Below are 14,863 nucleotides of genomic sequence, written 5' to 3'. Positions count from 1 at the left end.
CCGCCCGAGCGGCCCCTCAGATCCCGTCCACCCGAGCCACCGTGAACGGGGTCTGCGGCACCCCCGGCCCGAACGGCCCGCCCTTGTCGAACTGGGCGCGCACGACCAGCAGTTGCCCCCGGCTGTGCACCAGCGTGGTCGGGATCTGCAGCGCGGGATCGGTGAACCGCTGCTCCAGCCGGGCCGATCCGGCCCCCCGGCCCAGCCGCCACCTGCTGAGCGTGTTCGACGCGTTGTGCGCGACCCACAGCGTGCCGCCGACCAGCTCCAGCCCGTCCCCGTGGGTCATGTCCCCGCCGCGCAGAGCGACTTGGCGTACGGCACCGGTGGCCAGGTCCACCCGGAACAGGTCGCCCACGACCATGTCGACGACGAACAGGTGCCGCCCGTCGGTCGCGATGCCGTTCAGGGTGTACGCGTCGCGCGGTACGCCGACCCCGCTCACATCGGCGTACGGGCTCAGCGTCGCCCGGCCGCCGCGGGCACGGTCCAGGTCGGCCGGGGTGACGCGGTACACCAGTGGCCGGAAGCTGTCGGTCACATAGGCCGTGCCGTCCGCGGTGATCACCAGGTCGTTGATCAGGAACGGGGTGCCACCGGGCGGTGCGAAGCGGGCCAGCAGGGCACGGCTGCGGATGTCGTACACATCGACCCCGGCCGTCGAGTCGGTGACCCACAGCCGGCCCGCGCGGTCGGCCTTGATGCCGTTGGCGGTGGTCCGGCCGTCGGTTCCGGCGGGCAGGAAGACCTCGGCCCTACGGCGGCCGGGTGTCGCCCGGTACACGGTGCCGGTGCCGTACGAGCCGACGTACACGTCGTCCGTGCGCGGGTCGACGGCGATGCCCTCGGGGTAGACGCGGTCGCCGGGCAGTTCGAAGGCGGTGGTGATCCTGGGTGCGGCCGCGGCGGGCGTCGCGGGGAGGGTTGCGGTGGCGGTGAGGGCGGCGGCGCTGGTCAGGAAGGTGCGGCGGGGCGTCGTACGGGACACGGCGGAGCCTCTCGGTTCGGCTACTCACTGACTGATGGGTATGAACGTAGATTAGAGTCCTAATCATCGTCAATGCATTAATGAATGAGTGAGGGCTCGTCGATGGTCGAGGCCGCTACCATGCGCAGATGACGTCCATGCCCGCCTCCGAGCGCCTCGGCTCCCACATCAAGCGGGCCGAACAGGCTCTCAACGCGACGAAGACCGCGGTCTTGAAGCCGGCGGGCCTGACCGTCGCGCAGTACGCGGCGCTGCTCGTCCTCTCCGAGAACCCCGGGATCTCGGCCGCGGCCCTGGCCCGGCTGTGCGGGGTCACACCCCCGACGATGAACACCGTCCTGAAGAACCTCCAGGACCGCGCCCTCATCGAGCGCACTCCCCACGAGTGGCACCGCAACGTCCTGGAGACCCGGCTCACCGACGAGGGCCGCGCCGTCATGACCGACGCGGACGCCCGTGCCGTACGGGTGGAGCGGGCCCTGGCCGCCGAGTTCACGGACGAGGAACGCGAGGCCCTGGCGGGGCTGTTGGGGCGGTGCGTCGAGCTCCTGGAAAAGGAGCGGCCGTAACTAGGCCTCAGCCAGCCCCGACTTCATCCCCGCCCCGCACAGCGGCACCACCCCGCTCCGCTCCCCGAGCACCCCCTCCCGCACGGCCGCCCAGCACGCCACCCCCGTCGACTCGACGAACAGCCCTGTCGAGGCCAGGTCCCGCTGGGCGTGCCGGATCTGGTCCTCGGTCACCGTCACGAAGATGCCCCCGGACTCCCGCACCGCCCGCAGGATCTGCCGGGCACGCGGCGGCCGGGGGATCGCGATGCCCTCGGCGAGCGTCGGCGCCGCCGCGGTCGTGCCGACGAGGTCCTCGGCCCCCTGCTGCCAGGCCCGGGCAAGCGGGGCCACCGCCGCCGCCTGGACCGCGTACAGGGCGGGCCGGCGGTCGATCAGCCCGGCGCCGTGCAGCTCGGCGACGGCCAGGGCGGCGCCCAGCAGCAGCGTGCCGTTGCCGACGGGAAGGACGAGGACGTCCGGGAGACGGCCGCCGAGGTCCTCCCAGAGTTCATGGACGTAGGTCTTCGTGCCGTGCAGGAAGTACGGGTTGAAGACATGGGAGGCGTAGAAGGTGCCCGCCGAGTCCGCCGCCTCCCGGGCCGCCGCCGCGGCCGCCTCCCGGTCACCGGCGACCACCTCCAGGCGGGCCCCGTGCGCCCCGATCTGCTCCAGCTTCTTCGCCGACGTGCCCTCGGGGACGTACACCGTGCAGGGCAGTCGCGCCCGGGCGCAGTACGCGGCAATGGCCGTGCCCGCGTTGCCGCTGCTGTCCGCGACCACCCGGCGCGGCTCCAGGCGCAGCGCCAGCTCGGCGAGCAGCACCGCGCCCCGGTCCTTGAAGGACAGCGTCGGCATCAGGAAGTCCAGTTTGGCCGAGACTCCGTCGCGCAGGGGGACCAGCGGGGTGCGGCCCTCGCCGAGGGAGACCGAGGGGGTCGCGAGCGGGAGTGTCTCGGCGTACCGCCACAGGGAATTCGCCCGCCCGGTGAGGGACTTGAGCGACGCCGGGGTGGGGTGGAAGTCGAGGTCGAGGGGGCCGTGGCAGACCGGGCAGCACCAGACGAGCGAACCGCCGGGGACGCGGGTGCCGTCGACGGGGCAGTAACAGTCCGGCAGTGGGGTCATGTGTGCAGCGTAGATGGGCCCCGCAGGGCCCTTGTGCAATTCCTGTGGAGGCATCAATCTTTCGGCGGGCGCACAGCAACCCCACAGCAAATTGACATGAACATATCAGCGCACCAGCGATCGAGGAGGATCCCTCAGATGGCAGCGATGCGTCACCGAAGATGTGCGGTGCTCGGCGCGGCGATGACCGCCGCACTCACCGCGAGCCTCGTCTCCGCCCTCCCGGCCACGGCCGCTCCCGAGGGTCGTGTCCAGTACGAGGGCGCGGCGAACGCCGTGGCCGACAGCTACATCGTGACCCTGAAGGTGGGCACCAAGTCGGGCTCGGCCCAGGGCAAGGCGGTGGCCAGGCAGTACGGCGCCGACATCGAGCGCACCTACACCAAGGTGCTCAACGGCTATGCGATCGAGGCCTCCGCGTCCGAGGCGAAACGTCTCGCCGCCGACCCGGCCGTCGCCTCCGTGGTCCAGAACCGCACCTTCGGCATCGCGGCGACCCAGACCAACCCGCCGTCCTGGGGCCTGGACCGCATCGACCAGAAGACGCTCCCGCTGAACAGCTCGTACACCTACCCGGACTCGGCCGGCACGGGTGTCACGGCGTACATCATCGACACGGGCGTCCGCATCACCCACAGCGACTTCGGCGGCAGGGCCCGCTACGGCTACGACGCCATCGACAACGACAACACCGCCCAGGACGGCAACGGCCACGGCACCCACGTCGCCGGCACGGTCGCCGGAACCGCCTACGGCGTCGCCAAGAAGGCGAGCATCGTCGGCGTCCGCGTCCTCGACAACTCCGGCTCCGGCACCACCGCCCAGGTCGTCGCCGGCATCGACTGGGTCGCCCGGAACGCGGTCAAGCCGGCCGTCGCCAACATGTCCCTCGGCGGCACCGCCGACACCGCCCTGGACACCGCCGTCCGCAATGCCGTCGCCTCCGGCGTCACCTTCGCCGTCGCGGCCGGCAACGAGACGACCAACGCCTCCACCCGGTCGCCCGCCCGCGTGACCGAGGCCATCACGGTCGGCGCCACCACCTCGACCGACGCCAGGGCGAGCTACTCCAACTACGGCACGGTCCTCGACCTGTTCGCCCCCGGTTCGTCCATCACCTCGACGTGGAACACCAGCGACTCCGCCACGAACACCATCTCCGGTACGTCGATGGCGACCCCGCACGTGGCGGGCGCGGCGGCGCTGTACCTGGCGGCCAACCCGGCCTCGACGCCCGCGCAGGTCTCCTCCGCCCTGGTGGGCCTCGCCTCCACCGGCGTCGTCACCAGCCCCGGCACCGGGTCACCCAACCGTCTCCTGAACGTCCCCGGAGGCACCGTCACCCCGCCGGGACCGCGCTTCGAGAACACCGCGGACTACGCGATCGCCGACAACTCCACCGCCGAGTCCCCGGTGACCGTCTCCGGCGTCACGGGCAACGCGCCCTCGGCCCTGGCCGTCGAGGTGCACATCGTCCACACGTACATCGGCGACCTCCAGGTCCAGCTGATCGCCCCCGACGGCACGGCGTACACCCTCAAGGCGTACGGCACCGGCGGCAGCGCGGACAACGTCGACACCACGTACTCCGTGAACGCCTCCTCCGAGGTCGCGGCCGGCACGTGGCGGCTGGGAGTCAGTGACAACGCGGCGCAGGACACCGGGCGGATCGACGCCTGGGCGCTGCAGTTCTAGTACGTCAACGGCCCCTCGGTCGACGATCGTCCTCGCGGACGGGCTCCGGGTCGGTGACCCAGCCCGCCGCGAGGACGAGCCGTGTGTCGCGGTGGACGGCGAGGAAGCCGAAGGGGCGGTCGAAGCCGGCGTAGGCCCGCCTGGACTCGTGCTCCGGCTCGGGCTCCCACCCCATCCAGTCCATGGCGTACGCGGTCACGGCCGCCGCCCGGAACCCCTCCGCGCCGAACGTGGCCGTCGCCGAGTGCCGTCCCTCCGCGAGCGCGAGCGGCGCCGGGGTGATGCCGGGGAAGTGGCCGGGGGCGCGGTCGGACGCCGTGGCCAGACCGAACAGCCCGGGGTGCGCCAGCAGGTCGTGATCCGCGTCGAGCGTGAACCCGACGGTGCTGAGCGTGAGGCTCGGCGGCTCGGGGCGCGCGGTGCGGACCGTCTCGACCCTGAGCCCGGGCCCGGCCGCGCCGAGCGGCAGACGGCTCCCGGGTACGGCCGGCACCGCGCCCGCCAGGATGTCCACTCCGGCGCCGAGCACCTGCCCGGGTGTCAACTCCTCGTCGCCGAGCAGCAGATGCACATCGACGCCGTCGGTCCCCCGCACCCGCGCCTCGGTCACCGCCCCGACCGCCGTCCGCGCCACCGCCACACCGTCCAGGTCCGGGTCGGTCCGGCTGAGCCCGGCCCGGTCCCGACCGCACCACGGCACCAGCTCGCCCTCGAACGGCACCTCCCAGTCCGTCCGCAACGCCAGGGCGGTCGCCAGCACCAGCGAGGAGTCCGGCCCCAGCGTCACCGGCAGCCGCCCGATCGCCCCGCCGGTGTGCTTGGCGGCCCAGGCGTCCAGGGCCTCCCGATCGGCGTCGAGGTCGCCGGTGAGCACACCGTGCGCCTCGGCCGGCAACCCCGCCGCCCACTCCTCCCGGAGCTCCACGAACCGCCGGGTCCACAGCCCGACCGCCGAGTCCAGCCCCACGACGGCGGCCATGGTCGTCAGCAACTCCCGCGCCGCGACGGCCGCCCGCCCCGCCGGGACACCCAGAGCCTCCGCCAGCTCCTCCCGCGCCCTGCCCGCCGCTCCGTCCGCCAGGAAGGCGAGCAGGGGCCATACCCCGGCCGCCGAGAAGACCGTCCCGCCCTTTGACGCCCCCGCCCATCGCGAGGTCAGGTCGTTGACCGCCCGGATCGTCGCATTCGTGACCGCCATTCCGCCCCCACTCACCCCGCGCTTACCATGCGCCAAGTCGCACGTGAGTTCTCCCGAGAACCCCCAGCCCGAACCAGGAGCACGGTACCCGTGTCCATACCACCCCCTCCCGGCCCCCATCAGCCCCAAGGGCCGTACCCGTCGGGCCCCTACGCCCCGCCCGGCCCCTGGGGCTACGGCTACGGCGGATACGCGCAGCCCGTGCCCGTCAACGGCCTCGCCATCGCCGCCCTGGTCCTCGGCATCCTCTGCTTCCTGCCGGCCGTCGGACTGGTCCTGGGGCTCATCGCGCTGAGCCAGATCAAGAGGAAGGGCGAGCGCGGCAAGGGCATGGCGGTCGCGGGTTCCGTGCTGTCCTCGGTGGGCCTCGTCCTGTGGACCCTGTCGCTCACCACCGGCGCCGCCGCCGACTTCTGGGACGGCTTCAAGGACGCCGCGAGCGGCGAGGGCAGCGCCTACTCGCTCAAGAAGGGCGACTGCTTCGACTCGGGCACCGATGCCCTGACGGGCGAGACCTACGACGTCGACGAAGTGCCCTGCGCCCAGGCGCACCAGGGTGAGGTGTTCGCCGTCGTCAAGCTCCCCGGCGGCGACTTCCCGGGCGACAGCGCGGTCGAGGACACCGCCGACGACAAGTGCTACGCGCTCCAGGAGACGTACGCCATGGACGCCTGGGCCGTACCGGAGGACGTGGACGTCTACTACCTGGTGCCGTCCGAGGACAGCTGGGCCTTCGGGGACCGCGAGATCACCTGCCTGTTCGGCAACGTCGACGAGGACAAGAACCTGACCGGCTCGCTGCGCAACGACGAGACGACCCTCGACGCCGACCAGCTGGCCTTCCTCAAGGCGGCCAACGCCCTGGACACGGTGCTCTACGAGGAGCCCGAGGACTACGCCGAGGACGACCTCCCGGCGAACACGGACTGGGCCGCCGACGTCGACACCGCGCTCGGCGAGCAGTCCGAGGCACTGGGCGGCCGCTCCTGGTCCGCCGAGGCCGCGCAGCCCGTCGCCGACTTCGTGAAGGACATGAAGGACGCCCGCAAGGAGTGGGCGAAGGCGGCGGACGCGGAGGACGTCGACACGTACTACGAGCACTATGACGCCGGCTACGACTTCATCGACGGCAAGTCCACCGTCACCGCCCGCAAAGCTCTGGGCCTGGCCACCACGGCGCCGACGTACGACGAGGGCGACGACAGCGGGAGCGGCGGCGGGGGTGCCGGGGGACTTGATGTGTGATCGCCGCCATAGCGGGGAGAAAGTGCCTGCGTAAAGCCCGAGGCGGGCACATGTCACTACATCGAGTGATTCTCTGGCCTTTGCTTGCATGGCGGAACCCACGGTTGCCAGGCTGTTGCTGTCTGTACAACCTGATGGGAGCGGCCAGTGACATTCGGTGAGCAGCCGGCGTATCTGCGCGTCGCGGGCGATCTCCGCAAGAAGATCGCCGACGGGTCGCTGCCACCGCACACCCGACTGCCCTCCCAGGCCAGAATCCGCGAGGAGTACGGCGTCTCGGACACCGTCGCCCTGGAGGCGCGCAAGGTGCTGATGGCCGAGGGGCTGGTCGAGGGCCGCTCCGGCTCCGGGACGTATGTGCGCGAGCGCCCGGTGCCCCGTCGGGTGGCCCGCTCCGGCTTCCGTCCGGACGGCGGGGCCACGCCCTTCCGGCAGGAGCAGGCCGACCTCGAGACGCGCGGCACCTGGGAGTCCCGCAGTGCGCAGGCCGAGGCGAGCGTCGCCGTCGCCGAGCGGCTCGCCATCCGGCCGGGCGACCGCGTGATGTGCACCAAGTACGTCTACCGGGACAACGGCGAGCCGATGATGCTCTCCACCTCCTGGGAGCCCCTCGCCGTCACCGGCCGCACCCCCGTGATGCTGCCCGAGGAGGGCCCGCTGGGCGGCATGGGCGTCGTCGAGCGCATGGCCGCCATCGACGTGATCGTGGACAACGTCACCGAGGAGGTCGGCGCCCGCCCCGGTCTCGCCGAGGAACTCCTCGCGCTGGGCGGCGTCCCCGGCCATGTCGTCGTGGTCGTCCACCGCACGTTCTACGCCTCCGGCCGCCCTGTGGAGACGGCCGACGTGGTCATCCCGGCGGACCGCTACCGGGTCGCCTACCACCTTCCGGTGAAGTAGCGCACGCCGCTACGGCAGTTGCCACCAGTACCCGTCCCATCGGGGCCCATGCGAGCGGCGTTGGAATCTGGCCGTTCTCGCAGGTGGCCCCGGGCGTGCGCACACCGCTCTGACCGGATGCATTCCTGCGCGCGCACGGCGCGTTCGGCATCGCACGCCCCCTGCGTTCTGGCTGGTTGCGTACCTCTTTGTGAGAATCCGTGTTCGCTCCGTAAAGGTTAGGCGTAGGCTCAGGCATATGCGGATTGCGGTTTCCTCAACGGGCGGGGTAGGGCGAGAACCGCGAGCGGGAAGGGGCGGTGGGGCGCGATGAACGACGGCACGATCACTCTTCCCTGGCTCGTCATACGGCAGGACGACAACGGCAATCGCTATCGCGTGGGCCGCTATGCCACCCGGGCCGAGGCGCAGAAGATCGCGGACAGCCTCGACGGCCGCGGCCACAAGCAGCTGTACTGGGTCGAACGCATCGGCCAGAACGGCAGCACCGCGACGGCGAACTGACCGATCGACGCCTCCCGTAGGCTCCGGCACATGACGGAACCGATCGTGGTGGTGGGCGCAGCCCTGCTTGACGCCGACCACCTCCTCGCCGCCCGCCGCAGCGCACCCCCCGAACTGGCCGGCCGCTGGGAACTCCCCGGCGGCAAGGTCGAACCGGGCGAAACCCCACAGGCGGCGCTGGCGCGCGAGCTACGGGAGGAACTGGGCGTAGAGGTGGAGGTGGGGGAGCGAATCCCGGGGGAGTGGCCCCTGCGATCCCCGTACGTCCTCCAGGTCTGGACAGCGAAACTGTTCCCGGCCTCACCGGACCCCAAGCCCCTCCAGGACCACGACGACCTGCGCTGGCTGACACGGGAGCACCTCTGGGACGTGCCCTGGCTGGACCAGGACGTGGAGGCGGTCCGTGAAGTCGAGGGCCGACTGTAGCGACCTGGGGGCGCGGGGCTGTGACATCAGCGGCTCCGCCGCGGGGCGCGACAAGCCGCCACGCACCCGCAGCCGCCACACAACAGGCACCCCCAGCCTCATAGGGGCGCCCCCGGCTACGCCGTTCGCACCACAACGCGCCCTCCCAGGCGGTACCACGCCCTGAATATCGGGTATGTGCCCATTAACCCGATGAAACCGGACATGGATGTGGCCTGGGAAGTGATCGGCGTGATCGACACCGAGGGCGACCGCGCCGACTGGACCTTCCCCGCGGACCCCGGCGCCGTACGCGCCGCCCGCGCCGCCGTCCGCGGCCGGCTGTGCGACTGGAAGCTCGACAGCGTGGCCGACATCACGACCCTGCTGGTCAGCGAGCTGGTGACCAACGCGCTGCGGCACGCCACCGGCCCCATCGGAGTCCGCCTCGTCCGCCCCGCCGGCCTCGGTGGCGTCCTGCTGGTCGAGGTCTCCGACCCGCTTCCGGACCCGCCGCGGGAGCGGGTCGCCCGCCCCGAGGACGAGAGCGGCCGGGGTCTGCAACTGGTCGCCCACTCCTCGCGCCGCTGGGGCACCAGACCAGGTGCGACGGGCAAGACGGTGTGGTTCGAGCTCGCGGTCCCGGGATGAGGCGGGGCCGCCCCGGCTGTACGACCCCGCCGGTGCTGTCCAGCGACTGGTTCAGGCCACTGACGGTTGCCGGAGTGGGTGGTTCGACAGTGTGTTGGCTGGTTAGAAGACTGGAAGTGTTGTCGCGGTGCGGTCCAAAAAACGCTGGGACCGTGCTGTGATCGTGAACACCGTGTTGTGCGGCGCCGTAGTGCTGGATACTGCGGGCAGCCGCTGCCGGTGACCGGTGCCGGACGCGGTGAGCTGGAGGGGACGGTTCGCGTGAGCGAGATACCAGCGAAGGCCACGGAGTCCGAGGACCCGTCGGACGGCGCGAGGTCGGAGGTCGCGGGTGACACCGAGGCGGACGTGACGCGTGGTGCCACGGGCGGGACAGGCCTGGAATCCGCCGGTGGACCCGGCGGAGTCGCTGGCGTCCTGCGGGGCGACGCGATGTGGCAGAGCAGCCCGCCCGGCTCCATCTACGACTACATCAAGGTCGCGTCCTTCTCCATCGGCCCCGACGGCCTCGTGGACCAGTGGAGTGTGCGCGCCGAGCAGCTCTTCGGGATCCCCGCCGACCGGGCCGTCGGCATGGACCCCATCGAGGCGTTCATCGACGCCGACCGGCGCGAGGTCGGTCAGCGCAAGATGGCCGAGATCCTCGACGGGCGCGAGTGGACCGGGGTGGTCCCCTTCCGGGTGCCGGAGTCGGCCGACCGGGAGGCGGGCGAGGAGGGGCTGGCAGAGGTCTACGTCATGCCGACGCAGACCGCGGAGGGTGAGCGGGCCGCCGTCTGTATCGTCGTGGACGTCCGCACCCTGCGTCGGATCGAGACCGACCTTGCCGCCTCGCAGTCGATATTCGGCCAATCTCCCTTCGGCTTTCTGCTGATCGACCCCGATCTGCGGGTCCGGCGCGCCAACCACCGCTTCGCCTCCCTCTTCGGCGGTACCCCGGACGACCACCGTGGCAAGGGGGTCGGCGACTACCTGCCCCGCCCCGAGGCCGAGCGGGTGGCGGCCACCCTGCGCCGCGTCCTGGAGACCGGCGAATCCATCACGGACATGCACGTCACCGGCTTCCTGCCCGGCTCCGACGAGCGCCGCCACTGGTCGGTCAACCTCTACCGCGTGCGCAGCGGCTCCGGCCGCCCCATCGGCATCGCCTGGCTCGCGACCGACATCACGGCCCGCCGCGCGGCAGCCCGGGAAGCGGCCGCGGCGCGGCGCAATCTCGCCCTTCTGAACGAGGCCGGCGCCCGGATAGGCAACTCCCTCGACCTGGAGACCACGGCCCGCGAACTCCTGGACGTCGTCGTCCCCGGCTTCTGCGACCTGGCCACCGTCGACCTCTACCAAGGCCTCCTGGCGGGCGACGAGACCCCGCCGGGACTCGCCGACGGCAGCGCGGAACTCCGCCGCGTCGCCTTCGCCAGCGCCGTCTCCGACACCCCCTTCATCAGCTCGGGCCCGCCCGCCTCGGTCGGCGCCGTCCACCACTTCCCGTTCAACTCGCCCTGCGCGGACGCCCTGCGCACCGCCCGCCCGCTGTTCATCCCGGCCGAGGAGGGCGGCCTGGTGCAGTCCACGCTCGCCGTGCCGATGGTCGCCCACGACACGGTCGTAGGACTGGCGCAGTTCGCCCGTACCAAGGGCAGCGAGCCGTTCGGGGACCGGGACCGGGATCTGGCGGTGGAGCTGGCGGCGCGGGCGGCGGTCTGTATCGACAACGCGCGGCTGTACCGGCGGGAGCACGAGCGGGCGTTGATACTGCAGCGGTCCCTGCTGCCCCCGGGCGACCCGGTCGCCTCCGGCCTCGACATCGCCTGTCGCTATCTGCCGGGCAACTCCTCCTCCGACCGGCCCAGCGAGGTCGGCGGCGACTGGTTCGACGTCATCGAACTGCCCGGTCACCGTACGGCGTTGGTGGTCGGCGACGTGATGGGCCGCGGACTGCGGGCGGCGGTCGCGATGGGTGAACTGCGCTCCGCCGTACGGACACTGGCGTTGCTGGACCTCGAACCGGCCGAAGTGCTCAGCGCGCTGGACGAGATCGCGCGCGGTCTCGGTGCGCCGGGCGGCGTCCAGCAGGCCACCCGCGCGGCCCGTCGGCCCCGTGAGGCGGACCTGTCCGAGGTGTACCTGGCGACCTGTGTCTACGCGGTCTACGACTCCGTGACCCGCCGCTGCACCTTCGCCAACGCGGGTCATCTGCCGCCGGTCCTCGTGGAGCCCGGCGAGGCCGCCCTCATGCTCGACGTGCCGCCGGGCATGCCGCTCGGCGTCGGGGGCGAGCCCTTCGAGGAGGTGGAGGTCGAACTGCCCGAAGGCGCGCTGTTGGCGCTCTACACGGATGGACTGGTCGAAAGCCGCGATCACCCCCTCGACGAGGGGCTCCAGGCCTTCGTGGGCGCGCTGACGGATCCCGCCCAGCCGCTGGAGGACGTCTGCGACCACGTCCTCAACACCCTCGACTCCCACCACGGCGAGGACGACATCGCGCTGCTGATGGCACGTGTCCAGGGCCTGCCCGAGGACTCCGTGGGCGACTGGACGCTGCCGCGGGAACCGCGGAGTGTGGGCCGGGCGCGGGAGTACGCCCGTACGCGGTTGCTGGCGTGGGATCTGGAGCCGCTGGTCGACACGACGGAGCTGCTGGTCAGCGAGCTGGTGACGAACGCCCTGCGGTACGGCGAGGGGGAGATCAGATTGCGCTTGCTGCTGGACCGGACCCTGGTGTGCGAGGTGTGGGACTCCGGGCTGGTGCAGCCGCGGCGGCGGCGGGCGCGGGACACGGACGAAGGCGGGCGGGGGTTGCAGCTGGTCGGGCTGCTGAGTGCGGCGTGGGGGTCGCGCCGGACGCCTCGCGGCAAGACGGTGTGGTTCGAGCTGCCGCTGCCGGACGGGGAGACGGGGTTGGCGGACCCCGCGGAAGCCTTGCTCAGCTTGTTCTGAGTTCGCCCTGCCCCTAGGAGGGCGTGTTCGCGCCCATCCCGCGTGCTCGCGTCCGGGGGCCGCCGAAGGTCGTGGGCGTCTCGGCGTCCAGCAGTACCCCGCCCAGGATCGCCCCCGCGACACCGCTCTCGTGCTCCGTCGCCGGATTGCCGTGCACCCGTACGTCCTGTTCGGCGAGGTCGCGGGCCTCCGTGGCGTACTCGTCCGCGGCTGCCGGGTCGTCGGTGAGCACTCGTGCCGCCTCCGCCAGCCGGGTGCGGGCCACCGCGCCCACCGCGCCCCGGTGGGTCGCGACGACATCGTCCGCGGCGGCTGTCGCGGTACGGCCGACCAGCAGGGCGGCCGCCCCCCCAGCACCCCGGCCGTCGGCTCCGTCGTCAGCGGGCCGGCCGACCGCACGATCCGGCGCAGGGCGCCGAGGGGGTCGTACGGTCCGGTGGTCCGTTCCTCCCGTACGACGGCCAGGGCACCGTCGGCATGCAGGATCCGGGCCCGCAGCTCACCGGCGGGCGCACCGGCCGGCCGTTCCCGTGCCCTCGCGAGTTCCGCCTCCGCGCCGGTCAGTGCCGCCGGTAGCAGGGCCTCGGCGTTCGTCAGGGCCGCGCCGAGCCGTTCGACGCCGTCCAGGAAGACGGCGGCCTGGGCGATCGCGCCCTCGGCGGCACAGAGGTGCAGGGCGGCCTTCTCGGTCTCCGCGCGGTCGGCGCACTGGCGGGACTGGTTGAGGCGGACGGTGGCGAACACCAGGCGGTCCTTGGCCTGTTCGGTGTGGCCGGTGACGGGGGCGGTGGCCGAGGGGGCGTACCGCTCGTGCCAGTCGGCGAGGAGCGCCTCGACGGTCCCGGTGCGCCCGGCCAGCGTCCGGAAGCGGCCCTCGGCGATCTCCAGGGCCTCGCCCAGGCCCTTCTCCAGCGCCCGCAACTGGTCGAACCCGGCCGCCTCCGCGTCCAGCCGCCGTCCGGCCTCCTCGCACCGTCCGACGATCCCGGCGAGCGCGTGCCGCCGGGCCGCGGGCTCCTTCGGTACGCCGTCGTCGTACTGCTGCCGTATGCGGAAGGCGGCCCTCAGCTCGCCCTCCGCGTCCCGCAGGGCCGCCGTGAAGGGCGCCACGGCACTCTTTCCGAACAGTGCCTCGACGAAGCCGAGTTCCGCACGGCTGGTGCGGACGCAGTCGTCGGCCGTGACGAGCAGGGCCTGAGCCTGTGCGTCGAGTTCACCGGCGGACGGTGTCCATGGGGCGGCGAGGACGCCGCCGGGAGTCGTGCGGGTCCGGGCCCGCCGCGTACGCCGTACGTAGGTGTATCCCGCGACCGCACCCGCGGCACCCACCGCGAGGAGCGGAAGGACGAGATCGGCGGCCGAGGACCCGTCCTCCTGAGCCTGCACCTGCTGCGCGGTCCCCGCCCGGGGCCCCGCGACCGCGGCACCGTCGTCGAACGCCATCCCCGGCAGCACCAGCCACACCACCCCGGCCAGCCCGCCCAGCAGGGTGTGCGCCACCCGCACGGATATGTGCGAGGTCGCGCGCCGCGGCCGGCCCCGGAACAAGGATGACGTCACATTTCGGAGCGTATGAGCAGGAATGCGGCGGCGCGACCGGGGTGGGGCAGGGGTGGGGTGCCGTGAGAAAAACCGAGGCGGTCCGCCCCGCACGGCTGCGACGATCTGCCGGATGACCGCGACCCGGAAGTTCCTCACGCGCGACGACCTCGCACCGCTCGCCCACACCGCCCTGGGCCCCCACCGAACCCTGGCCGCCGTGACCCGGCTGCGCGGCGGCTCCAAGAAGGGCGTCTACCGGCTCGCCCTCGACGACGGGAGCACGGCGGTCGCCTACGTCTGGTCGGCCGACGAGGACTACTGGGACTCCGGCCCCTCCGACCTGCGCGACCCCTTCTCGGCGGGTTCGAGTCTGGACGTGTTCACGGCCGCGCACGACCGCCTCGTCGCGGCCGGCGTCCGCACACCCCGTCTCCTGCACGCGGACGCCACGCACACCCACGTGCCCGCGGACGTGGCGATCATGGAGGACATCACGGGCGGCAGCCTGGAGGAGGCCCTGGAGAGGGACCCGGTCGCGGCGCGCGCCTCCCTGGAGCGGCTGGCCGACGAGCTCGCGCTCCTGCACGCGCACGAGGGCCGGGACTTCGGGAAGGTCGTGATCGTCGACAACGGCGGTGACTCGGGGGCGGGTTCCTGCGCGCGGCGGATCACCGAGGGCGCGCTGCGCGACATCGCCGCCACCGCCGTACGCGATACCCGGATCGCCGCCGTGGCGGACCGGCTGACGGCCAGGATCGGGGAGTTGGCCGCCGCCGTCCGCCCGCGCGCCCGCCACACCCTGATCCACGGTGAACTCGGCCCCGACCACGTCCTGCTCGACAGCGACGGCCGTCCCGCCCTCATCGACATCGAAGGGCTCATGTACTTCGACGTGGAGTGGGAGCACGTCTTCCTGCGGATCCGCTTCGGGCCGCGCTACGACGCGCTGCGCGTCCCCGGCCTGGACGAGGACCGGCTGCGCCTCTACCGGCTCGTCATGCACCTGTCCCTGGTCGCGGGCCCGCTCCGGCTCCTGGACGGTGACTTCCCAAACCCTGGTTTCCTGCGGGCCATCGCCGAGTCAAATCTCTTGCGTGTGCTGGAACTCGTGGAAGCATGATC

General features: G+C 72.4%; 14 protein-coding genes. 10 read left to right on the top strand and 4 right to left on the bottom strand.

The features are described 5' to 3' along the window. Window positions 1-16: 16 nt before the first annotated feature. A complete protein-coding gene (locus tag QF037_RS17565; protein ID WP_307026337.1) occupies window positions 17-988 on the bottom strand; it encodes an SMP-30/gluconolactonase/LRE family protein in 972 nt (323 codons plus the stop codon). 128 nt (window positions 989-1,116) lie between these two features. Between QF037_RS17565 and QF037_RS17560 the strand changes: the two genes are divergently transcribed. After that, window positions 1,117-1,557, top strand: coding sequence for a MarR family winged helix-turn-helix transcriptional regulator (locus QF037_RS17560; RefSeq protein WP_307026335.1), 441 nt, complete (start codon window positions 1,117-1,119; stop codon window positions 1,555-1,557). Here the strand turns inward: QF037_RS17560 and QF037_RS17555 are convergent, their stop codons facing one another. Continuing rightward, window positions 1,558-2,664, bottom strand: coding sequence for a pyridoxal-phosphate dependent enzyme (locus QF037_RS17555; protein ID WP_307026333.1), 1,107 nt, complete (start codon window positions 2,662-2,664; stop codon window positions 1,558-1,560). It lies immediately after the preceding gene. A gap of 138 nt (window positions 2,665-2,802) precedes the next feature. Here QF037_RS17555 and QF037_RS17550 point away from each other — a divergent pair, with 138 nt between their 5' ends. Next, window positions 2,803-4,359: a S8 family peptidase gene (locus QF037_RS17550; RefSeq protein WP_307026332.1), complete on the top strand. Its 1,557-nt coding sequence runs from the start codon at window positions 2,803-2,805 to the stop codon at window positions 4,357-4,359. 4 nt (window positions 4,360-4,363) lie between these two features. Here QF037_RS17550 and QF037_RS17545 read toward each other — a convergent pair whose 3' ends face one another. Then, a complete protein-coding gene (locus QF037_RS17545) occupies window positions 4,364-5,557 on the bottom strand; it encodes a serpin family protein (RefSeq protein ID WP_307026330.1) in 1,194 nt (397 codons plus the stop codon). 90 nt (window positions 5,558-5,647) lie between these two features. On the opposite strand from QF037_RS17545, the gene QF037_RS17540 reads away from it, so the two are divergent. The 6 genes from QF037_RS17540 (at window position 5,648) to QF037_RS17515 (ending at window position 12,199) form a co-directional block, all read left to right on the top strand. After that, the gene (locus tag QF037_RS17540) at window positions 5,648-6,802 is read left to right on the top strand and encodes a DUF4190 domain-containing protein (RefSeq protein ID WP_307026328.1); all 1,155 of its coding nucleotides are present in this window, start codon (window positions 5,648-5,650) and stop codon (window positions 6,800-6,802) included. Between the two features lie 147 nt (window positions 6,803-6,949). Continuing rightward, on the top strand, window positions 6,950-7,702 hold the full coding sequence (locus QF037_RS17535; RefSeq protein ID WP_307026326.1) for a GntR family transcriptional regulator: 753 nt from the start codon (window positions 6,950-6,952) through the stop codon (window positions 7,700-7,702). Between the two features lie 309 nt (window positions 7,703-8,011). Continuing rightward, the gene (locus tag QF037_RS17530) at window positions 8,012-8,206 is read left to right on the top strand and encodes an SPOR domain-containing protein (protein ID WP_307026324.1); all 195 of its coding nucleotides are present in this window, start codon (window positions 8,012-8,014) and stop codon (window positions 8,204-8,206) included. Between the two features lie 30 nt (window positions 8,207-8,236). Continuing rightward, window positions 8,237-8,632: a (deoxy)nucleoside triphosphate pyrophosphohydrolase gene (locus QF037_RS17525; protein ID WP_307026323.1), complete on the top strand. Its 396-nt coding sequence runs from the start codon at window positions 8,237-8,239 to the stop codon at window positions 8,630-8,632. Between the two features lie 192 nt (window positions 8,633-8,824). After that, entirely contained in the window at window positions 8,825-9,262 is a 438-nt protein-coding gene (locus QF037_RS17520; RefSeq protein ID WP_307026321.1) for an ATP-binding protein, read from the top strand. A gap of 261 nt (window positions 9,263-9,523) precedes the next feature. Further along, window positions 9,524-12,199: a SpoIIE family protein phosphatase gene (locus tag QF037_RS17515; protein WP_307026319.1), complete on the top strand. Its 2,676-nt coding sequence runs from the start codon at window positions 9,524-9,526 to the stop codon at window positions 12,197-12,199. Window positions 12,200-12,212: 13 nt separating this feature from the next. Here the strand turns inward: QF037_RS17515 and QF037_RS17510 are convergent, their stop codons facing one another. Next, window positions 12,213-12,464, bottom strand: coding sequence for a hypothetical protein (locus QF037_RS17510; RefSeq protein WP_307026317.1), 252 nt, complete (start codon window positions 12,462-12,464; stop codon window positions 12,213-12,215). Window positions 12,465-13,009: 545 nt separating this feature from the next. Between QF037_RS17510 and QF037_RS17505 the strand changes: the two genes are divergently transcribed. Then, the gene (locus QF037_RS17505; protein ID WP_307026314.1) at window positions 13,010-13,753 is read left to right on the top strand and encodes a hypothetical protein; all 744 of its coding nucleotides are present in this window, start codon (window positions 13,010-13,012) and stop codon (window positions 13,751-13,753) included. A 118-nt stretch (window positions 13,754-13,871) separates the two neighbouring features. Next, the gene (locus QF037_RS17500) at window positions 13,872-14,861 is read left to right on the top strand and encodes a phosphotransferase family protein (protein ID WP_307026312.1); all 990 of its coding nucleotides are present in this window, start codon (window positions 13,872-13,874) and stop codon (window positions 14,859-14,861) included. The last annotated feature ends 2 nt before the right edge of the window (window positions 14,862-14,863 follow it).

This window comes from Streptomyces canus (assembly GCF_030815415.1).
Classification (GTDB): Bacteria; Actinomycetota; Actinomycetes; order Streptomycetales; family Streptomycetaceae; genus Streptomyces; species Streptomyces canus_F.
This window is presented reverse-complemented; position numbering and strand designations above follow the sequence as displayed.